The following is an 18,660-nucleotide window of genomic DNA, read 5'->3' on the forward strand; positions in this document are numbered from 1 at the left end:
TTGCATAAAAAAAAGAGGCAGCCGCTGACACGCGCTGCCTCTTTTTAATTTATATTTAGTTAATAGAGCCGTAATAATTTAACCTTTAACCGTCACAGTCGCCATATCAGTCTCACCGGCGGTTACTTCCGTCTGAGTGTGAGCCGTAATATCCTGAATCTGATCTCCTTCAGTGAATACGACAGGTGTAATAAGGCTCTTGGCTTTTTCTTTAATGTCAGCAAGCGTAAATTCCACCAGCAGGTCACCTGGGTTTACTTTATCACCCTCTGAAATATGGGTCGTGAAACCTTCTCCATTTAAAGCTACTGTTTCCAGGCCGATATGAATCAACACGTCCAGGCCTTCGTCAGACTTAATGCCGACCGCGTGCTTTGTAGGAAAAACCTGTACTATCTTTCCTTTAACAGGAGATACAATTCTGCCTTCAGAAGGCTCTACTGCAAATCCTTCACCCATCATTTTTTCTGAAAAGGTCGGATCCGGCACGTCTTTTAAATCCACAAACTTACCCGTTGCCGGGGATTTAATCGTTACTTCTTTCGGTTCGCTTTTTGATCCGAATAATTTTTTGAACATATTTCCACCTCATCTTCATATTGTGAATGCTCTTTCTTCGTTATACCCTTAATTATTTATTCTCAATCTGCTTTAAAGGGGATTCTTCCAAGTCTGTTTTAATATACCATGAGCCGGTAATGAGAAGCCACATCGAAGCAGCAATAAAACCTCCCATCACATCGCCCGGATAATGAACCCCTAAATAGACGCGGCTCAGTCCGATCAACAGAATAAGCATAGCTGAAGCGGCTACAATAACCGTTTTCACCGCTGCATTTTCTATAGCCAGTACAATAATGATGGCAATTATTCCGTACATCGCAAGTGCATTCATCGCATGCCCGCTCGGAAAGCTGAATCCGTCTGCTTCAATAAAACGGTTCACAACGGGTCTGTCTCTCGAGAAGAAACTCTTTAAGCCATAGTTTATGGCTCCGCTTCCCCCGACTGCAATGGCGATAATCCAGCCTTTTTTCCATTTCTTCTGAATCCAGAACAACAGCGTAAGAAGCGTTGTTACAATCGTCGTAAAAATGACACTCGCAAGCGACGTTATAAATTTAAATACTTCTATCGTAAATGTATTGGTCCAGCTTCGCACAGCCTCGATGATTGACTGTTCCCAGGCTGTAGATGTTTCTCCGGCTACATCCTGTGCTAAAATAATAAAAGCGGCTATGCCGCTCAGACAGACAAACAGGATCCATTTCTTTTCCAACATGTTATCAGCGCCTTCTATTTCATAATGGGCATAGGTCAGCTGAAGAAAAAGGAGCGCTAACGCTATGCAGGAATCTTCTAAAAACAGCGTTCTGGATTTTTTATTTTTCTACTATAACAGACGGCTGTTAAAAAAACACTTTTATCAACTATTGTACAGAGAATCCGCACCTGTTCCCTCCGGTCCTGTATTATTTTATGCCAACCACAGCAACTGGTGGGACGGCCTCGTCCTGCATTACATAAACCATGCTCATTTCAAAAAAGAGGCTTTTGCAATGATTGATGAAGAAGGTCTCAGACAGTTCCCATTTTTCCGAAGGCTCGGCGCCTTTTCGATAGACCGGTCCAGCGGGAGAAAAATGCTGCAGTCACTGCAGTATGCCAAAGACAAACTCCACAGCAACAATGCCGTATGGATCTTCCCCCAGGGCCGGGAAGAGCATCTTGAAAAAAGACCGCTCGGGTTTTCTTCCGGTATTGCCAGAATTGCCGCCGGGCATGAGAATATTCCAGTCATACCCGTATCGCTTTACTACAGCTACTTTCATAAGCAGACACCTTATCTATTCATTGAAACCGGCCAGCCGATATACTTGAACAGCAATACGGGCGGATCTTCTTATTCCAGCATTACCACGTATTTGGAAGACCGGCTGACAGCACAGCTCGATCAGCTCGCGTTCGATGTGATCGAGGAAAAGCAGTTGGATTCTTTTGAGTCGCTGCTAAAAGGAAAAGCTACCGTAAGCGAATCTTTCCAGAAAATATTCCGCCGTTCCAACCAGTAAGGAGATGACTTTAATGATTGTTTTATACAGCGCCTTACTGCTTTGCTTTTCGCTATGGCTTGTAGGGAATCTGATGTTTATGCCGCGCCCCGCTGCTTCAACGAATACCAAAGCGCCCGTGACGGTGAGTGTGCTCGTTCCCATGAGAAACGAAGAGAAACATGCCGAAGCGCTTCTTCATAATTTAAAACAAATAAACACCCCGCACGTCCGCTTTCTTTTTTTGGATGACAGTTCGGAGGACAGCACGTTATCTATACTCCGGACGCAGACTGCCGGTTGGAAGGAAGCCGAAGTGTTAACCGGCAGACCGCTGCCGGCCGGATGGACCGGTAAAAATTTTGCCTGTCATCAGCTTGCCGAAAAAGCTGACACTGACTTTTTATGTTTTATCGATGCGGATGTCCGTCTCACACCGGAAACCATTGATGTGTTTCAGGAAACCGCCCGCTCCAGGCAGGCAAAGCTGCTGACAGGGTTTCCAAAATTTCCGGTATCCGGTATCCTGGCCGCCCTGCTTGTTCCTATGCAGCATTTTGTCATTGCCCTTCATCTTCCACTGCTGCCCGCAAATTATACGATGCGTCCTATTTTCACGGCGGCTCACGGTGCCTTCATCTTTGCAGAACGGAAGGCATATGAGCAGGCCGGCGGCCATTCCTCCGTTAAGGACGCTATTGTTGATGATGTTGCCCTCACGCGCCGGTTTAAAGCAAACGGATTTCGAAGCCTGCTATTGAATATTACGGAACATGTTACCTGCTATATGTATGAATCAAACCGGGACGTCTGGCAAGGATTCGGTAAAAATATATTCCCCGGCATCGGCAGATCTTTTCTTCTTGCAGTCCTGCTGACTCTTTTTTACACTTTATTCTTTATCGCTCCGCTTCCTCTTTTCATTTACGGTGCTGTTGCTTCCAACTGGCTGTTTTGTCTGCCATTCCTGCTTGTTGTCTTTATGAAATTATACACCGATATCCTGTTCCGCCAGAAAAAATGGCTCTGCCTGTTTATGCCTTTTTCTGCAGCGGCCCTTCTTGCTGTTCTGTTCTATTCTATCTACCTTACCGTACGACAAAAAGGCTACACATGGAAAGGACGAACCTACCAATGACAAAATCTATTATTGTTGGTGCCGGGCTTGGCGGCTTATCCTGCGCTGTCCTGCTTGCCTCACACGGCCATGATGTTTCCGTTTACGAAAAAAATAACACTGCCGGTGGAAAACTGCGTTCTTATACCTTTGGATCCCATACTTTCGATTTTGGGCCGAATACGATTACGATGCCCTGGGTATTTAATCACGTGCTGGAGCTGGCCGGCTTGACCGCCTCTGACTATTTTCAGTTTCAGCGGCTGTCCAAACATACCCGCCACCATTTCTCAAACGGAAGCCGGCTTGATTCTGAGGACAGTCTGGAAGCCGCAGCCGAATCCATCAGCCGCTTTTCCGGGGAGAAAGATGCGAAGCGGTTTAAAAAGTATATAAAACGCACCAGCCGTTTATTTCATACCGCGTCTTCTTCCTTTTTTCCGAGAACGTTTCGTTCTCCCATTGATTATCTGTCGCCGGAATTATTCAGCGCCCTCCTGAAAGTAAAACCGCTGCAGACAATGCACCGTTTTCATGCCTCAACTTTTAAAGATACGCGTCTGCAGCAGCTGTTTGACCGTTACGCGACTTACATTGGTTCTTCGCCGTACCGGGCTCCTGCCACATTTTCTTTAATCAGCTATCTGGAATGGGCGGACGGGGTGTACTATACAAAAGGCGGAAACACCGCTATCGCAGCCGGATTGGAACAAGCGGCCGTAGATCTTGGCGTCCGTTTTTACAAAAATACGGAAGTGACTGAAATCCTGGTGGAACAGCAGCGTGCTGTCGGTGTTCGAACAGCCGGAGAAACCGAACCGGCTGATCATATCGTCCTAAACGGCGACCTGCTTACGCAGTTTCCGTCTTTAGTAGAGGAAAGCCTGCGCCCCCGATTTACTGATCGAAAAGCAGAAAACACAGAAGCTTCCATTTCCGCCTTTGTTATTATGGCGGCTCTTGACACAAGACTTCCTCAACTAAAGCACCATCAGGTATTTTTCAGTTCTGATTACAAACAGGAATTCCAGAAGCTGTTTGCACATAATCAGTATGCAGAGGAGCCTACAATTTACATCAGCAACTCTTCTTATACTGATCCTTCTGTATCGCCTGAAGGCGATAACTTATTTATCCTTATCAACGCCCCTTCGCTTCCCGGGGGTGCCCTCACCGCTTCCGAACAGGCGGCATACAGAGATACCATTTATGACCTGCTGGAAGAAAAAGGTGTTTTTATTCGTCCGCATCTTGTACACGAAAAAATTATTACTCCGGCTGAGATGGCCGAAGACTATTACGCTTTCCGGGGGTCTATATATGGGGCTGCCTCGAACAGGCGCCGTGATGCTTTTTTAAGACCATACAACGAGCCCGCTGACATCTCCCGTCTATCCTTTACGGGCGGTTCCACCCATCCGGGCGGCGGGTCCCCTATGGTCGTGCTCAGCGGCCGGGAAACGGCCAGAACCATTCTAAAAAAAGACGGCATTCTGCTCGATTATACCTCCTTCTAAACAAACGATCTCCAGGCAGTCAGCCGGAGATCGTTTTTAGTATATTCTTTTTGTCATCATTGGATACAACCATCCGCTGCTGAAACACATTATACTCATTTTTGCGGGCCGCATGAAGAATAGCCCAGTACATATATGCAGAAGCTTTAACAGGGAACCGGGCGTCTTCCGGATACTCCTCTATGGAGACAAGCCCTTCTTTATATAAATCTTCGGCCCGGACCGCTACTTCTTCCCACGCCTGGATGAATGAAGCCGTTTTTTCTTTGTTTTCCAGCTGTTCCGGGGTGTAATGATGCTTTTTCATAATATCTTCTGGAAAGTAAATCCGGTTTAAGTAAAGATCTTCTCCAATGTCCCGAAGAATATTCGTAAGCTGCATCGCCGTTCCCAGCGACACAGCTCCCTGCTTTAAATGGTCAAAACCCTGCGGGGATAAAATAGGCAGAAGCATTAACCCTACGGTTCCTGCCACATAATACCCGTAGGTCTCAACTTCTTCAAGGGTTTGATACCTGGTTTTCACTAAGTCCCAGTGCTGGCCTTCCAGCATATCCAAAAAGGGATATTTCTCCATAGGAAAGTGGGTAAAAACATCATCCAAAGCCGTCCACAAAGAAACACTGCGGTCCCAGTTCCCATCGAAAAATTGGAGCAGCTCTTCCCGGAAAGCCGTCCACTCTTTTTCTTTATTCGTTCCTTCGTCTATGATGTCATCCGCCGTACGACAGAAAGCATAGACCGCCCAAACCGCCTGCCGTTTTTTTTCCGGCAGTAAATCAAAGGCTTTTGCAAATGTTTTGCTGTTTTTCAAGATAATCTGGTGGCAGTCAGAATATGCTTTCTCCAGAGGTATCATCACTGTTCCTCCTTTAGCTTTTCCAATACTAATTTTTATTCAGGCTTTAAATGCTGTGCCAGCAGCCGGGCTCCCTGCATCACAATCGGAACGCCTCCGCCCGGATGAACAGATGCCCCGACGGCAAAAATGTTATCCGCTTTAAACGGCTTCAATTGGGGGCGGAATACAGCTGACTGGCCCAGGGTAGGCTGAATGCCAAAGCTGCCGCCTTCATACAAACCATCCGCTTCCGCCTGGTCAGGTGTGCGGATTTTTTTCCAGATAATATGACTGCTTAAACCGGGATATCCACGGGCCTCTACTAACTCAATCATTTTATCGGCATATTCTTCTTTCTTTTCCCAAAAAGAGCTGTCTGTCCCTGAGGGAACAGGAATCAGCATATAAAGAACGCTCTGCCCGGACGGCGCAAGTGAGTCATCCATCACTGAAGGGTTGAACACATAAATAGAAGGATCATCGTGGAGCTGCCTGCGTTTGAACACATCTTCCATATGCTCGTCCAGGTTTCCTCCCATGAAAAACTGGTGAATGCCTTCTTCTGTATATACTTTATCCATACCCAGATATATCAGCAGGCAACCCGATGATGCTTCATAGGACGTTTCTTTTTGTTTCGTTATCAGCTGCTTGGCTTTCGGAAAATCACCGTTTAATACAAGCTGGTCTGCCTGTATGCGTCCTGATGGGGTGAGTACAGATTCAAACTGCCGGTTTTCCGTGTAATCCACCTGCAGCACTTCTTCGTTTAACCTGATATCGACCCCGCGTTCCCTGAGCTCTTTCTCCAGAACGGTTATGAGGCTTGCATACCCTCCTTCGATATACCATACTCCGTGAAAATGCTCGCTGAATGTGACCAGTGAATAAAGGGCGGGAGAATGGGAAGGATGGCCCCCGATATAGAGCGTTTGAAATTGAAAAGCCTGCTGCAGCATGGGGTGATTGAAATATTGCTGCGATTGCTTTTTTACATTTTGATAGGCTTTCATTTTAAGTAGCGAGCTTATGTTCTTTTTCGTGAAAAACGTGTATTTTTTGTAAAAGCTGTTTTCCAGAAAAGCGGCTTTTCCTGATTCAAAGCGATCTTTCATATCATGCATAAACTGCAGATAGTGTTCTTCTTCTCCGGGAAAGCAGCGGGTGATTTCTTCCAGCTGCTTTTCTGTATCGCTCCACTTTGTAAAAGAAGGGCCATCCCGAAAGTGCATCGTATACAGGGGATCAAGACGTTTCATTGGTATCTTGCTTCTATCTACTCCCGCTTCTTCCAGAATCGATAAAATCACTTCCGGCAGAAGAACAATCGTTGGACCTTCATCTACTTTAAAGCCGGCTTCTTCTACAAATTTAATTCTGCCGCCCAGCGATGGTTTTTTCTCTAATAATAACACGTCTTCCTGATAATGGGACAGGTATAAAGCTGTTACCAGTCCGCCGATGCCTCCTCCGGCAATAATTGTTTTCATTCTGCTGCTCTCCCCTGTCTTTCCCTGCGCTTGATTTCGCCGGCCGTAATACGTGCGGACTGAATAATAGTCGGAAGCCCGCTGCCTGGATGCGTCCCTCCGCCCACCAGCCAGCAGTTCCCGATATCTTCAAATTTATTATGGGGACGGAAATACATCATTTGATCAAGCGAATGAGCTAAATTAAAGGTTGCCCCGTTATAAACAAAATAATTTTCTTCCCAATCCTTTGGGGTAGTGATCATTTCTGTAACAATGTGATCTCTAACCCCTTTAAATGCTGTCCGCTTTTCCAGAATATCCAGTGCAAGATCCCGGAACCGCGGTTTTTCTTCTTCCCAGTCAATTCCGCTTAAATTGTTTGGAACCGGAACGAGAATGTATAGAGCCGACTGTCCTTCAGGAGCGAGCGAATCATCTGTTACCGACCCATTCTGGACATAAATGGATGGATCCTTGGAAAGAAGCTTAGTACCTGTGATTTCTTCCACATTATGTTTGTAGTCGTCAGCAAACACAATGGTGTGATGCGGGGCATCATACGTCGTATCCAGTCCAAGATAAAGCATGAATGTGGAACAGGAGTATTCCATACTGTCCAGTTTTTTCTGATTCCATTTTTTTAAGTCACCTTTTTCAAAAAGAGTGGAAGCGGCATGGGCAAAATCGGCATTAATAATTACTTCATCGGCTGCCATCTGTTCGCCGGACTCGAGTTCGACTCCGGCGGCCCGTCCATTTTCCACAATGACGCGTTTGACGCCGGTTTCTGTCCTTACCGAACCCCCATCTTCACGGATGGCCTCTGCCATTGCTTCAGAGAGTTGATTCATTCCCCCAAGCGGATGAAACACCCCGTATTCGTATTCCATATACGATAGTATACTGAAAGCGCCCGGACAGTTCCATGGAGACATACCTAAGTATTTAGACTGGAACGTAAACGTCAGCTTTAATCGTTCATCTGTAAAATAATCGGAAAGAACGTCGTACAACGATTTCCCTAAAGCAAGCTGAGGCACCGCCCGCAGCGTTCGAAGCCGTAAATAATCCCTCCACTGGCCGTGCGTATTCTGCAGAATAGGCATCAGTTTATCAAACCTTTTTTTCGTGCCTTCCATAAACGCATAATAGCCCTCTTCATCGCCTGGAAAGTGCTTTTTTATACGATTGTACATTTCCTGTTTGTCTGTCGTAGGGAAAAACGACATGTCATTAAAAACGAGTTCATACATCGGTTCTATTTTTTTTAATGTAACATAATCATGAAGGTTTCTTCGGCTCTCCTGAAATGCCTCTTCGAGAATATGCGGCATGTTTAGAAAGGTCGGTCCCCGGTCGAATACATAGCCGTCTCTTTCTATTCTGGACGTTCTTCCGCCCACGTATGGCTGTTTTTCGAGGACGCTGACCTGAAAGCCTTTAGATTGAAGCAGCATGCCTGCTGCAAGGCCTCCGGGGCCTGCCCCTACTACAATAATGTGTTTGGCCGCCATGATGCGTTGCCCCTCTCTGTTTGACTGTCCTATTTCATTTTTATGGTTTGGTAGATAGTAGTGTGGATGAGGCTTAAGTTCTGTCCAACATTTGTACAACTAAATATACCTCAGTTTGCCTTTTTTATACAAGCAGAAACGACTGCCGGATGATGGCCCGCGGGTGCCTATGTATAAAAAGAAAGTTCCTGTTAAAAGAAACAGGAACGTAAGCTGTTATTATTTTTTTTGAAGTTCGAGCAGGTACCAGCCGCCTGCTTTTAATACAGGTTCTACTGATACAAGTTTCAGACCGCTCTGTTTCCCAAGATCCCGGATTTCCTTTTCACTCGGAAGCGGATGTAAATTTTCATGCGCCGACATAAAGCTGTTGAAGGCTGTCGAAAAGGCCCTTCCGTGTTTGGAATCATGAAGCGGTGACATAATGAGCAGGGTGCCTTTTTTGGCCAGTATTCTGGCAGCATGGTCAAAAACATCCTGCCGTTTCCCTGGAGAGAAATAGTACAGCAGGTTATTCATCATGACCATATCCTTGCGGGCTTTCATATGCACATAATGATCGAAGTCTTCATGATGGAGCGTAATAGAAGTGTCTTTGCACCGCTCTTTAGCCGTTTCATAAAGCTCATCATGCATTTCTACGCCGGTCAGCCGTATATCAGGCTTTTGGTTGTGGATTCTGTATAAATAGCCGGCGTAGCCGCAGCCAATGTCGATAATAGACTTTACTTTTCTCTTTTTGATTATTTTCATAACTTTTGGAAATGCCAGCGTTTCCAAAAGAGCCGACGTTTCTGCTACTGTTTTGCCATAGTCTTTCTCCAAATAGGTTACTTTGTCGTAGCCGCGCATTAAATCTTTATAAGCAAGAAGCGTTGGCACATGAAGCTCCATCATTTCTTTTAAAATAACTCCTACTGATTCCGGACTTTTCTTTGATAAGTATGTGTAAATCGAAGCTTCTGTTTTCACCTTACCTCCCCGTTTTTTCTCCAGATGCCCTAAAGAGAGACCAACTTCAATCCACCTGGAAAGAAGTACACTGTCCAATTGGTGAGCTTCTGCCACTTCTTCCGGCTTCACTGCCTTTTCAAAATAGTCAAATAAATGAAGGGCATGACCGATGTGGGCATGCCACGTTTCCAAAAACGTTTCATTTTTCTGCATCCACTTTTTTGCCTGCCATAGTCTTTTCCATTCGTTGAGCATGACTTCACCTCTTTACTGTTGTAGGCCGGACCATTCATGTCGATTCTAACGCCTCTAATAGTAAATCTTCCCTCCTCTTAAAAGGAATAAACCTGCCGCAGCGCTTTTCAGAAAGGCCCGCGCCATGAAAAAACAGCCCTGTTTTCAGGGCTGTCAGACGGCTGGAGAGTTTCTTCACTCTGTTTATTTGTTTACTTTGGAATAACGCTGCAGCACCTGATCTACGGAAGCGCCGTAAGTTTCACCGAAAATATTTAAATGTACAAGCAGATAATACAACTGATAAAGCGGTTTACGCTCATTAAATTCCTTTGAAAAAGGATAGATGGATTCATAAGAATCATAGAAAGCGTCGGAGAACCCTCCAAATAAATATGTAAAGGCGATATCAAATTCCCTGTCTCCATAAAAGACGGCAGGATCCATTAGACAAGGCATGCCCCCGGGGCCTCCAATCCAGTTGCCGCCCCATAGATCACCATGTACTTTAACCGGGGCACCCTTTGAAGGAATCCATTCCGACAGCCGGCTCATAATATCAAAGGCATTGCGTTCCCTTTGAAGCGTCAGCCTTCCCATCGACCGGGCCAGGTCAAGCTGAGGCATTAAACGTTTTTCCCTGAAAAAAAGGAGCCAGTCCTCTTCCCAGCCATTCACCTGAGGCAGTTCTCCAATGAAATTATCTTCTTCGAGACCGTAAAAACTGCCCGTTTGTGAATGAAGCGCTGCGATGCCGGCGCCAAGCCGTTCTTCTGTCGTCCGGCTTTTTTCACCTGATACAAATTCCATTACAATGTATTTCTTGCTCCACGTATGCACTTTTGGAATATACAGGCCGTCGGTTTCTCTTATAAAATCAAGTCCGGCAGCTTCCTGCTTGAAAAAATCCTGCGGTGCCTCTTCATGCCACTTTACAAAAAACTCTCCTTCAGAAGTTCGTACCCGATAAGCGGTGCTGATACTACCTCCGCTTACAGGTTCTATACCTATGATGGTAAGACCGCTATCAATTGTCTGGACAGCCTGTTCTATTTTTGATTTCATAGACCCTCTCTCTTTCTCACCCAGTTTAGCAATGGCTTACAGCTTTGCTCTATCATATCATAGACCCCTGCAAAATCACCTGAGAAATAAGGATCGGGCACATTCATATTGCCTTGTGCGCCTGGATGGAATTCGAGCAGCCGGCAGACTGCTTTTACCGAATCCGGAAAAAGAATGGACCGCACGGTTTGTTCGTTGTCCTCATCCATTACGATAATATATGTTTCTTTCGTGACTTTTTCTTTATCAAACAAGGAAGCCTGCAGCGCTGTTGTATCTATTTGATGCTCGTTTAATACATCCAGCGTCTTTTCATGGGGAGGGCGGCCGATGTGCCAGTCCCCGAGTCCACAGGATTCTATTTTCAACGTCTCCTCCAGCTTTGCGTCAACCGCATAATGACGGAATACAGCTTCAGCCATTGGAGACCGGCAAATATTGCCAAGACAGACAAATAACACATGAGTTTTCATGAAAGTCCCTCCTTGACGGTATTTTAACACGATTTCCTTCTCTATAAAAACAGCCGGTGCTCCATAGAGCTGCCGGCTTAAATCACTAAAACTATATGCATCTTTGTATCATTGACCAGTCACCGGCATTCAGGCGTATAGATGAACGAGCAGCCCTTTTACAATGCCGGCCTGCTCGAGCACATCCAGACGTGTTTTTTCCTTATCAAAAACGGCTTTTGACAGGTCAAGCATGCTTTCTTCCAGGTCTTCTGCAGGTTTCCACAGCTTTAACGAACGCCTGTTGGAGAATTCATGCTCTTCCGTAAACTCAAAACCGCTTTCTACTGTTTCTTTTAAGAACTGCCTGACCAGGTCTTTATATTTCTGAAGAGCGCCGAGGGTTCGATGCTCCGCCAAATACTCTCCCTGCTTTTGAAGAGCCTGTTTTACGTTCTCGAGTTTCTCTGTATGATAGCCTTTCGCAGAGCTCTGCAGCATGTCAGAAAAAGCCCTGGCAGGTTTTGCCGATGTATCGGCAGCCGGCCTTATTCCTTCTGCTCCCCATTTTCCCTGCTTTTGAAGTCCGGTTATATCCATGCTCATCATTCCCTTGGTCATTGTACTTATAGTATCGGCCTGAATTCTATATAGTTAACCAGGGCCGGCTGATTTGATAGTACAAATTATTCAGAAGCGCTGTGCTTTATAATGGATAGCACGACTTCAGTAATCTTCACCAGCTCGCTTACAGGCATTTTTTCATTTTTTGTATGAATTTCTTCATAGCCGACGGCTAAATTGACTGTAGGCACACCATAACCGCTTATAATGTTGCCATCGCTTCCTCCACCGCTCGTCAAGAGCTCAGGAGTTCTGCCTGCTTTTCTAATACCATGCTGGGCCGTTTGGACAACCGTATCCTCTTCAGAAAGCTTATAGCCCGGATACATAATATCAATATCCACCTCGGCCTCTGCTCCCATTTCTGCCGCTGCTTCTTCAAACCCTTTTTTCATATCCGCTACCTGCTTATCAAGCTTTTCCCTTACAAGCGAACGCGCTTCCGCCAGAATATAGACTTCATCGCATACAATATTCGTCTGGGAGCCGCCTTCAAACCGGCCGATGTTTGCCGTCGTTTCTTTATCAATTCGTCCCAATGGCATTTTGGAAACGGCTTTGGAGGCAACTGTAATAGCAGAAATACCTTTTTCAGGAGCCACTCCGGCATGCGCCGTTTTCCCTCTGATGACGGCTTTTACTTTTGCCTGCGTCGGGGCGGCAACAATAATATTTCCTACATCTCCATCGCTGTCCAGCGCATAGCCGTAATCCGCTTTTATTAAGCTCGTGTCCAGCGCCTTGGCGCCTACAAGACCGGACTCTTCTCCTACTGTAATAATAAACTGAATATCCGCATGAGACACATTCTGTTCTTTTAGCTGACGGATCGTTTCCAGCATAGCTGCAATACCCGCTTTATCATCTGCTCCCAGAATCGTCGTTCCATCAGTCTTAATATAGCCTTCTTCGATAAATGGCTTGATGCCCTTTCCCGGTACGACGGTATCCATATGAGAAGTAAAGTATAATACAGGGCCTGATTTTTTCTCGCCCTTTAACGTAATGACCAGGTTTCCCGCCTCATGTTCTGTTGTAGAAGCGGCATCATCTTCCTGCACCTCGCAGCCAAGTGCTGTGAATTTTTCTTTGAGCACGAGAGAAATTTCTTTTTCGTTTTTTGTTTCAGAGTCTACTTTAACCAGTTCTATAAATTCATCTACGATTCGCTGCTCATTTACCATAACTGTCATCAGTCCTCTTTGTTTGATTTATCGCATAGTTCCACCAGCACCCGTCCGCTGTCTCCAGGATGAAGAAACGCAACGAGCGCTCCTCCTGCTCCGGGTGCTGCGTGCTCCTGCAGAGTCCGGATACCGTCTGATCTTATCTCTTCAAGCCGATCTTCCACACTGGTTACACCGAGAGCCACATGATGAATGCCTTCTCCCTTTTTTTCAAGAAACGTGTAGATCGGTCCTTCCGTTCCCATCGGTTCCAAAAGCTCTATTTTTGATTCGCCGATAGACAGAAAGGCTACTTTGACGTGCTGCGTTTCCACCGTCTCCGTTCCTAATAGTTCCAGTCCAAGCACATCTGTGTAAAATGGCAGTCTCTGTTCAATGGAACGGACGGCAATTCCAATATGATCTAATTTATGAGGCGGCTGCTTTAACATAATCAGTCTCCTTTCCATATTGAAGAGGGCTGGAATTCATCCTCTTTTCTGTGGTATGATGGCAGATATGAATTGCGCCTGGAATCGGGAAAGCATATATGAGTCAGGAGGGTGAAACGTGCCTAAAAACTTCCAGAAAATCATCATTTACATCATGATTATAACATTAGTAGTCGGCAGCTTGTTTACAGGGGCTGCAGCATTTTTTTAAATTCTATATACAAGATAAAAACCCGGTATTACATTTCCGGGTTTTTATTTTTTTGCTTTTTTTTATTCAAATCCCTTGTGAGGCGCTTTCCCGATACATTATGCGTACGCTTTGGATCCGGCTTGAACATCTTTTTAATTGTCAAATATTCATCCAGCTCATGCAGAATATAAAAAAGGCTGGAACGCACTTCAAATTCTTCTCTTGTCTGCGGAAGCGGCATTTCTTTAATTTCCTCCCGCAGTTCATCAAGGCGTATTAAAAAGTATCCGGCAGTGTTACCGGGACTGACTGCTTCACTTAACTCTTCCATAAATTCAGCCATTTTTTCTCCCTGTATGACGGTATCTCCGAGACTGGAAATGAAGGGAAGAATACTTTCAAGCACGTCGAACTGCTTTTCCCTCATCGCAAAATAGTGATAAAAATAATCATCGTAGCGAAGGTAATGATTATCAATATTACGTAGTGCTTTGCTTTTTCCATCGCTTAATAACGTTGAGGCCGTGGTAATCTCTTTACCGTCCCAGGACGAGTCGCCTTCCTTTAAATACTTCGCATATTCTTTCCAGATGGTTCGAAAACAGTCCTCTACTTTCACCTGATCCCAAAGAAGATCACGCTCTGCGTTTGGCATGTATAGATTCATGATCAGAGCGACCCCTATTCCTATTCCAAGCAGAGCGAGTTCATTGACCCACAGGGCGGCGCTTGCCTCTCCTACAGTATAAACGTGCAGAATCAAAACAGCCGATGTGACTATTCCTTTTTTAGCCCCTACGCTCACTGCTGTAGGAATAAACAATAAAAACAAAATAGCTATGGACACAGCGTGATAGCCGATAAATTCAAAAATCAATGTAGCGTAGAGCAGGCCGATCAGGCACGCTACGATACGCTCACCGGATATTTTCAGTGAATCCCGCTTCGTAATCGATATACATAAAATTGTAATAATTCCAGCAGAAACGTAAAAGTCCAGCTGCAGCAGCTGCGCCAGAAAGATGGACACCGCTGCGCCAAGAGCTGTCTTAACGGTTCTGTACCCTATCGTGAATCTGGCCATATGCAGTTCCCTTTCAAGCTTCATTTATACCGCTCGGTTTTATTATAACGCAAATACTTTCCTACTTTCAGTACATTTTCCGTTCTTTCTCCAGTAGAAATAAAAAACGAGCTCCCTTTGCAGAGGAGCTCGTTCATTGTTATGTATTGGCGCGCCTACCAGGATTCGAACCTGGAATACGAGAACCGGAATCTCGCGTGATATCCCTTTCACCATAGGCGCATTAAGAAGCAGCATTTATTATTTTAATAAAATAAACGGCTGATGTCAACGCCTTTTCAATAATTAGCTGTCTTCTTTTTTAGATCCTTCTTCAAGCATAGACTCAAACCGCTCACGAATCGCTTCTTCGCCGTATCCCAGCTGATTAATACGCTTTGTAAAGTTCTGGGCATACATTGTCGTACGATCTGCCATTTTACGATATTTCTTCGCCTGGGAGCTGTTTCTTTCTTCCTTGGCCCGGTTTTCTGCGTTGGACATAATACTCTCTGCTACAAACAGACCTTTCCATAGTTCATCTTCAGAAAACTGTTCTGCATTCTCATCAAAATGCGAAATTACGTTTTGGTAGTAGCCCCGGAATTCCTTGAATGGAATTTCATCATCCATGTTCAAATATTCCTGTACCTGCTTGTACATTTCTTCCATGTTTACCCGCCGCCTTTTATGTATGAATACCAGATGAAATTATACCATAATTAAGTGTAGGATAGTCAATAAAAAAATAAATTACTGCAGTAAAAAACCGAAGAGATGGAAATCTCTTCGGTCACTCTCTATCAGCAGTATTCGTCAAATGCTTTCTCGAGCTGCTGTACTACTTCAATTGGTTCATGGCCTTCAATTTCGTGGCGTTCCACCATACGTACAATTTCTCCATCTTTCAGCAGTGCAAAGGACGGGGAAGAAGGCGCGTAGCCGGTGAAATAAGATCTGGCTTTTTCGGTGGCTTCTTTATCCTGGCCGGCAAACACCGTAACAAAGCGATCCGGCTGCTTTTCGTAGTTTCTCATGTAGGCTGCTGCCGGGCGGGCAATCCCTCCGGCACATCCGCATACAGAGTTAACCATAACAAGCGTTGTTCCTTTATCAGTTAATGTAGTATCTACATCATCAGTTGTTGTTAAAGGCTCGTATCCAGCTTCTTCCATTTCTTTTCTTGCCGTTTGTACGACATCATTTATAAAATAATTAAAATCCATTTGCAAGCACCCTTTCTTCTTTATCACTAGTGTACATTCCTATTGTACATAAATAAAGAAAAAAGTAACAAGGATCTGCACTTATCTACTAATTGTTCAATGCCTGATCAAGGTTGCTTACATTCTGTTCCATTAAGCTGAAATAATCTTCCCCGCTGTCGAGTTCCTCCTCGGACAGGGATTCGAGGTTATGCAGGTCCAGTGCTTCCGCTCCTGTTTCTTCCTGAACGACATCTGCTGTAGTAGAAGGGATATTCTGTTCCACCATGACATGATTTAAATTATTTTCTTCTGCGAGCGCTATAATATCCTGAATCTGCCGCTGGGATGGCTCATTGGATGGAGAAAGACCGGTGATTCCGATCTGGTGGATGTTGTACCTCTCTTCCCAGTAGCCATAACCCGCGTGGGAAACTAAAAAGGAATCCTTTTCAGAACTGGATGCCATTTCGGCAAACCTGCTGTCCAGGCTGTCCAGTTCTTCAGATAAAACATCATAGTTTTCCTGGAACACAGCTTCCTGTTCCGGATTCTTCGCAGCCAGCTCATTTTTTATGGCTTCTGCAGCTTCTTTTGTAAGAACAGGATCGAGCCATACGTGCGGATCCTGATCCCCATTGGCATCATGATTTTCTTCTTCTTCCTCCTCTTGACTATGCTCCTCATCGCTGTGGCTGTCTTCCTCCGCATGACTATGATCATGTTCATAAGACGCCAGTTCCATTCCATGTGTCACTTCCAGGCTTGTCACTTCTTCATTTTCAATAGAGTCATTAATCGCGCCTGCAAATCCTTCCATTCCGGCTCCTGTATACACAAACAGATCGGACTCGGCAATGTCGACCATCGTCTGGGCCGTTGGTTCAAAGTTATGTACATCTGTACCCGCGGGTACAATATTATTCACCTGTACATGTTCTCCCCCTATCCGCTCTGCCATATATTCCCAGGCATAAAGTGTCGTATATACCTGAAGGGCTTCTTCATCCTGGGCTCCGGACGGCTCGGGGCTCTCCTCTTCGCTTTCCCCACATGCAGCCAAAGTAAATGAAGCTCCAGCCAGTAAAGAATACAATAATGTTTTTTTCATATGTTTTACCCCTTTTTTTAATCATTTTTGTTCATTGAAAAAAGCATATCGTAAAAGTTACGATTTGTAAACAGGAATGATTCCTTTTTATAAACAGAAAAAAAACCTCCTGCATGGAGGCTTTTTTCTATTGTCGTGAAACCATTTCAATTTGTATATCTATACACGATCTCGAATGCTTTTAACACTTTGTTGAGAAGAAGAGAAGAAAAAGAAACAGGGGTGACTCCTGCGGAAAGCACCCCTGTATAGGTTTTTGTATAAAAATACGTATTTATTGTGTTTTTCCTTATTAAAACATTTCTATGTATACTGATTCCGGCTTCCGGAAACAGCGGGTGTTGCCATCCGCGCCGAAAAGGAAGAGAACATGCTCGTCTCTTCCGCCGCGCTGTCTCATCCGGCTGTCTGCTACAAAGAAATTTGTTCTAATTTATTTTTCACACTCTGCAGAAAACGGCCGCAGACAAGACCATCCAGAGCCCGGTGATCAAGGGATAGACAAAGATTTACCATGTGCCGGATAGCGATCATATCCCCCGGCATAACGACCGGGCGTTTTACGATCGACTCTACAGACAAAATAGCAACCTGGGGCTGATTAATAATAGGAGCAGACTGAATGGACCCGAAAGAGCCGGTGTTGTTGAGCGTAAATGTTCCACCACGCATGTCTTCTCCTGAAAGTGTTCCTTTTTTCACTTTATCGGAAATAGAAGCCACGTCTTTAGCCAGTCCTTTAATATTTTTTTCATCTGCATGCTGAATAACAGGCACATAAAGCGCCTCATCTGTAGCTGCCGCTATCGATATATTGATATCCTTCTTCTGGATAATTTTATCTTCCTGCCAGTAGGCGTTTAAAGCTGGAAATTCTTTTAGTGCTTCTGCAACAGCTTGTATGAAAAACGGAAGAAACGTAATAGAGTAGCCCTCTGACTGCTTAAAAGACTCTTTTATACTATTGCGGTAATTCACAAGATTGGTTACATCCACCTCTACCATTGTCCATGCGTGGGGGATCTCTGACTTGCTTTTACTCATATTTGCAGCAATAGCTTTTCTTACTCCCGTTATCGGTATTTCTATATCCCCTGCGGCTGTTTTTTCAGGTGCAGCTTTCACATTCTGTTGTTTCTTATCTGGTTCCTGAACAGTTTTTTGAGGAGCGGGATTCTGCTGGGCCGCTTCCACATCTTTTTTGGTCACGCGTCCGTTTCGACCGCTTCCCTGAATCGCTGAAAGATCGATTTGATACTGTTGAGCGAGCTTTAATACAACGGGAGAGTACCTATTCCCGCCTGGCTGCTCTTGTTTATTTTCCATCGTCGCTCCGGCTTCTACCGGAGGGTCGGGCTTTGCTTCCGGTTCGCTCGAAGCGGTCCCTTCTGCTTCTATATAGCAGATCAATTCACCTACTGCAACCGTTTCATCCTCTTTAGCTACAAGCTCCTGAATTGTCCCATCGAACATAGACGGCACTTCCGCATTCACTTTATCGGTCATCACTTCAGCCAGCGGATCATATTTTTTCACTTTATCCCCCGGCTGTACGAGCCACTTGGTTATTGTTCCTTCCGTGACGCTTTCACCAAGCTGGGGCATTGAGATTTTTTCTGCCATATTTTC

20 protein-coding genes and 1 tRNA gene are annotated in these 18,660 nt (G+C 45.0%); 4 read left to right on the forward strand and 17 right to left on the reverse strand.

All coding sequences use genetic code 11. The features are described from left to right. Positions 1 to 78: 78 nt before the first annotated feature. Both AC5W14_RS07205 and AC5W14_RS07210 read right to left on the reverse strand, forming a co-directional pair. Positions 79 to 579 (reverse strand): PTS sugar transporter subunit IIA, encoded by a 501-nt coding sequence (locus AC5W14_RS07205; protein ID WP_496194024.1) that lies wholly within the window; start codon positions 577 to 579, stop codon positions 79 to 81. Between the two features lie 52 nt (positions 580 to 631). Next, complete coding sequence (locus tag AC5W14_RS07210) at positions 632 to 1,282, reverse strand: phosphatase PAP2 family protein (protein WP_496194025.1); 651 nt, start codon at positions 1,280 to 1,282, stop codon at positions 632 to 634. Between the two features lie 64 nt (positions 1,283 to 1,346). Between AC5W14_RS07210 and AC5W14_RS07215 the strand changes: the two genes are divergently transcribed. The 3 genes from AC5W14_RS07215 to AC5W14_RS07225 are packed head-to-tail and all read left to right on the forward strand — an operon-like array spanning position 1,347 to position 4,685. Continuing rightward, complete coding sequence (locus AC5W14_RS07215) at positions 1,347 to 2,072, forward strand: lysophospholipid acyltransferase family protein (RefSeq protein ID WP_496194026.1); 726 nt, start codon at positions 1,347 to 1,349, stop codon at positions 2,070 to 2,072. Positions 2,073 to 2,085: 13 nt separating this feature from the next. Further along, positions 2,086 to 3,189, forward strand: a complete 1,104-nt coding sequence (locus AC5W14_RS07220; protein WP_496194027.1) for a glycosyltransferase family 2 protein — start codon at positions 2,086 to 2,088, stop codon at positions 3,187 to 3,189. Continuing rightward, positions 3,186 to 4,685 carry a phytoene desaturase family protein gene (locus tag AC5W14_RS07225; protein ID WP_496194028.1) on the forward strand — a complete coding sequence of 500 codons (1,500 nt, stop codon included), beginning with the start codon at positions 3,186 to 3,188 and terminating at the stop codon, positions 4,683 to 4,685. Before AC5W14_RS07220 ends, AC5W14_RS07225 begins: the two co-directional genes overlap by 4 nt. Positions 4,686 to 4,704: 19 nt before the next feature. Here the strand turns inward: AC5W14_RS07225 and AC5W14_RS07230 are convergent, their stop codons facing one another. The 9 genes from AC5W14_RS07230 to mce form a co-directional block, all read right to left on the reverse strand. After that, positions 4,705 to 5,544, reverse strand: a complete 840-nt coding sequence (locus AC5W14_RS07230) for a phytoene/squalene synthase family protein (RefSeq protein ID WP_496058669.1) — start codon at positions 5,542 to 5,544, stop codon at positions 4,705 to 4,707. Between the two features lie 35 nt (positions 5,545 to 5,579). Then, entirely contained in the window at positions 5,580 to 7,016 is a 1,437-nt protein-coding gene (locus tag AC5W14_RS07235; protein ID WP_496194029.1) for a phytoene desaturase family protein, read from the reverse strand. Next, positions 7,013 to 8,512: a phytoene desaturase family protein gene (locus tag AC5W14_RS07240; protein ID WP_496194030.1), complete on the reverse strand. Its 1,500-nt coding sequence runs from the start codon at positions 8,510 to 8,512 to the stop codon at positions 7,013 to 7,015. Before AC5W14_RS07240 ends, AC5W14_RS07235 begins: the two co-directional genes overlap by 4 nt. A gap of 219 nt (positions 8,513 to 8,731) precedes the next feature. Then, positions 8,732 to 9,721: a class I SAM-dependent methyltransferase gene (locus AC5W14_RS07245; RefSeq protein ID WP_496058672.1), complete on the reverse strand. Its 990-nt coding sequence runs from the start codon at positions 9,719 to 9,721 to the stop codon at positions 8,732 to 8,734. Positions 9,722 to 9,904: 183 nt separating this feature from the next. Then, complete coding sequence (locus AC5W14_RS07250; protein ID WP_496058673.1) at positions 9,905 to 10,765, reverse strand: fructosamine kinase family protein; 861 nt, start codon at positions 10,763 to 10,765, stop codon at positions 9,905 to 9,907. Further along, on the reverse strand, positions 10,762 to 11,238 hold the full coding sequence (locus tag AC5W14_RS07255) for a low molecular weight protein-tyrosine-phosphatase (RefSeq protein ID WP_496058674.1): 477 nt from the start codon (positions 11,236 to 11,238) through the stop codon (positions 10,762 to 10,764). Before AC5W14_RS07255 ends, AC5W14_RS07250 begins: the two co-directional genes overlap by 4 nt. A gap of 129 nt (positions 11,239 to 11,367) precedes the next feature. Continuing rightward, positions 11,368 to 11,817 carry a YaaR family protein gene (locus tag AC5W14_RS07260; RefSeq protein ID WP_496058675.1) on the reverse strand — a complete coding sequence of 150 codons (450 nt, stop codon included), beginning with the start codon at positions 11,815 to 11,817 and terminating at the stop codon, positions 11,368 to 11,370. An 86-nt stretch (positions 11,818 to 11,903) separates the two neighbouring features. Continuing rightward, complete coding sequence (locus AC5W14_RS07265; protein ID WP_496058943.1) at positions 11,904 to 13,025, reverse strand: M20/M25/M40 family metallo-hydrolase; 1,122 nt, start codon at positions 13,023 to 13,025, stop codon at positions 11,904 to 11,906. 8 nt (positions 13,026 to 13,033) lie between these two features. Beyond that, positions 13,034 to 13,459: a methylmalonyl-CoA epimerase gene (mce, locus tag AC5W14_RS07270; RefSeq protein WP_496058676.1), complete on the reverse strand. Its 426-nt coding sequence runs from the start codon at positions 13,457 to 13,459 to the stop codon at positions 13,034 to 13,036. A gap of 118 nt (positions 13,460 to 13,577) precedes the next feature. Between mce and prli42 the strand changes: the two genes are divergently transcribed. Then, on the forward strand, positions 13,578 to 13,670 hold the full coding sequence (gene prli42 / locus AC5W14_RS07275; protein ID WP_170146907.1) for a stressosome-associated protein Prli42: 93 nt from the start codon (positions 13,578 to 13,580) through the stop codon (positions 13,668 to 13,670). 28 nt (positions 13,671 to 13,698) lie between these two features. Here the strand turns inward: prli42 and AC5W14_RS07280 are convergent, their stop codons facing one another. From AC5W14_RS07280 to AC5W14_RS07305, 6 genes are all read right to left on the reverse strand, one after another. Continuing rightward, a complete protein-coding gene (locus AC5W14_RS07280; protein WP_496058677.1) occupies positions 13,699 to 14,760 on the reverse strand; it encodes an aromatic acid exporter family protein in 1,062 nt (353 codons plus the stop codon). Between the two features lie 123 nt (positions 14,761 to 14,883). Beyond that, positions 14,884 to 14,958: transfer RNA gene (locus AC5W14_RS07285), tRNA-Arg, on the reverse strand. A 63-nt stretch (positions 14,959 to 15,021) separates the two neighbouring features. Next, complete coding sequence (locus tag AC5W14_RS07290) at positions 15,022 to 15,387, reverse strand: hypothetical protein (RefSeq protein ID WP_496194031.1); 366 nt, start codon at positions 15,385 to 15,387, stop codon at positions 15,022 to 15,024. A gap of 131 nt (positions 15,388 to 15,518) precedes the next feature. Then, on the reverse strand, positions 15,519 to 15,941 hold the full coding sequence (locus tag AC5W14_RS07295) for a BrxA/BrxB family bacilliredoxin (protein ID WP_120193329.1): 423 nt from the start codon (positions 15,939 to 15,941) through the stop codon (positions 15,519 to 15,521). Between the two features lie 88 nt (positions 15,942 to 16,029). After that, on the reverse strand, positions 16,030 to 17,031 hold the full coding sequence (locus AC5W14_RS07300; RefSeq protein ID WP_496194032.1) for a metal ABC transporter solute-binding protein, Zn/Mn family: 1,002 nt from the start codon (positions 17,029 to 17,031) through the stop codon (positions 16,030 to 16,032). 411 nt (positions 17,032 to 17,442) lie between these two features. Then, the gene (locus tag AC5W14_RS07305) at positions 17,443 to 18,654 is read right to left on the reverse strand and encodes a dihydrolipoamide acetyltransferase family protein (RefSeq protein ID WP_496058680.1); all 1,212 of its coding nucleotides are present in this window, start codon (positions 18,652 to 18,654) and stop codon (positions 17,443 to 17,445) included. Positions 18,655 to 18,660: the final 6 nt, after the last annotated feature.

Source organism: Sinobaca sp. TMA16-18, assembly GCF_059510535.1.

What these genes read in the sequence shown, in the direction of transcription:
- AC5W14_RS07265 (WP_496058943.1), bottom strand. Translation starts at nt 13,025, where the DNA reads ATGGTAAATGAGCAGCGAATCGTAGATGAATTTATAGAACTGGTTAAA.
- AC5W14_RS07290 (WP_496194031.1), bottom strand. Translation starts at nt 15,387, where the DNA reads ATGGAAGAAATGTACAAGCAGGTACAGGAATATTTGAACATGGATGAT.
- AC5W14_RS07280 (WP_496058677.1), bottom strand. Translation starts at nt 14,760, where the DNA reads ATGAAGCTTGAAAGGGAACTGCATATGGCCAGATTCACGATAGGGTAC.
- AC5W14_RS07240 (WP_496194030.1), bottom strand. Translation starts at nt 8,512, where the DNA reads ATGGCGGCCAAACACATTATTGTAGTAGGGGCAGGCCCCGGAGGCCTT.
- mce (WP_496058676.1), bottom strand. Translation starts at nt 13,459, where the DNA reads ATGTTAAAGCAGCCGCCTCATAAATTAGATCATATTGGAATTGCCGTC.
- AC5W14_RS07225 (WP_496194028.1), top strand. Translation starts at nt 3,186, where the DNA reads ATGACAAAATCTATTATTGTTGGTGCCGGGCTTGGCGGCTTATCCTGC.
- AC5W14_RS07235 (WP_496194029.1), bottom strand. Translation starts at nt 7,016, where the DNA reads ATGAAAACAATTATTGCCGGAGGAGGCATCGGCGGACTGGTAACAGCT.
- AC5W14_RS07220 (WP_496194027.1), top strand. Translation starts at nt 2,086, where the DNA reads ATGATTGTTTTATACAGCGCCTTACTGCTTTGCTTTTCGCTATGGCTT.
- AC5W14_RS07210 (WP_496194025.1), bottom strand. Translation starts at nt 1,282, where the DNA reads ATGTTGGAAAAGAAATGGATCCTGTTTGTCTGTCTGAGCGGCATAGCC.
- AC5W14_RS07205 (WP_496194024.1), bottom strand. Translation starts at nt 579, where the DNA reads ATGTTCAAAAAATTATTCGGATCAAAAAGCGAACCGAAAGAAGTAACG.
- AC5W14_RS07245 (WP_496058672.1), bottom strand. Translation starts at nt 9,721, where the DNA reads ATGCTCAACGAATGGAAAAGACTATGGCAGGCAAAAAAGTGGATGCAG.
- AC5W14_RS07230 (WP_496058669.1), bottom strand. Translation starts at nt 5,544, where the DNA reads ATGATACCTCTGGAGAAAGCATATTCTGACTGCCACCAGATTATCTTG.
- AC5W14_RS07260 (WP_496058675.1), bottom strand. Translation starts at nt 11,817, where the DNA reads ATGGATATAACCGGACTTCAAAAGCAGGGAAAATGGGGAGCAGAAGGA.
- AC5W14_RS07300 (WP_496194032.1), bottom strand. Translation starts at nt 17,031, where the DNA reads ATGAAAAAAACATTATTGTATTCTTTACTGGCTGGAGCTTCATTTACT.
- AC5W14_RS07250 (WP_496058673.1), bottom strand. Translation starts at nt 10,765, where the DNA reads ATGAAATCAAAAATAGAACAGGCTGTCCAGACAATTGATAGCGGTCTT.
- AC5W14_RS07305 (WP_496058680.1), bottom strand. Translation starts at nt 18,654, where the DNA reads ATGGCAGAAAAAATCTCAATGCCCCAGCTTGGTGAAAGCGTCACGGAA.
- AC5W14_RS07255 (WP_496058674.1), bottom strand. Translation starts at nt 11,238, where the DNA reads ATGAAAACTCATGTGTTATTTGTCTGTCTTGGCAATATTTGCCGGTCT.
- AC5W14_RS07295 (WP_120193329.1), bottom strand. Translation starts at nt 15,941, where the DNA reads ATGGATTTTAATTATTTTATAAATGATGTCGTACAAACGGCAAGAAAA.
- AC5W14_RS07215 (WP_496194026.1), top strand. Translation starts at nt 1,347, where the DNA reads ATGCAGGAATCTTCTAAAAACAGCGTTCTGGATTTTTTATTTTTCTAC.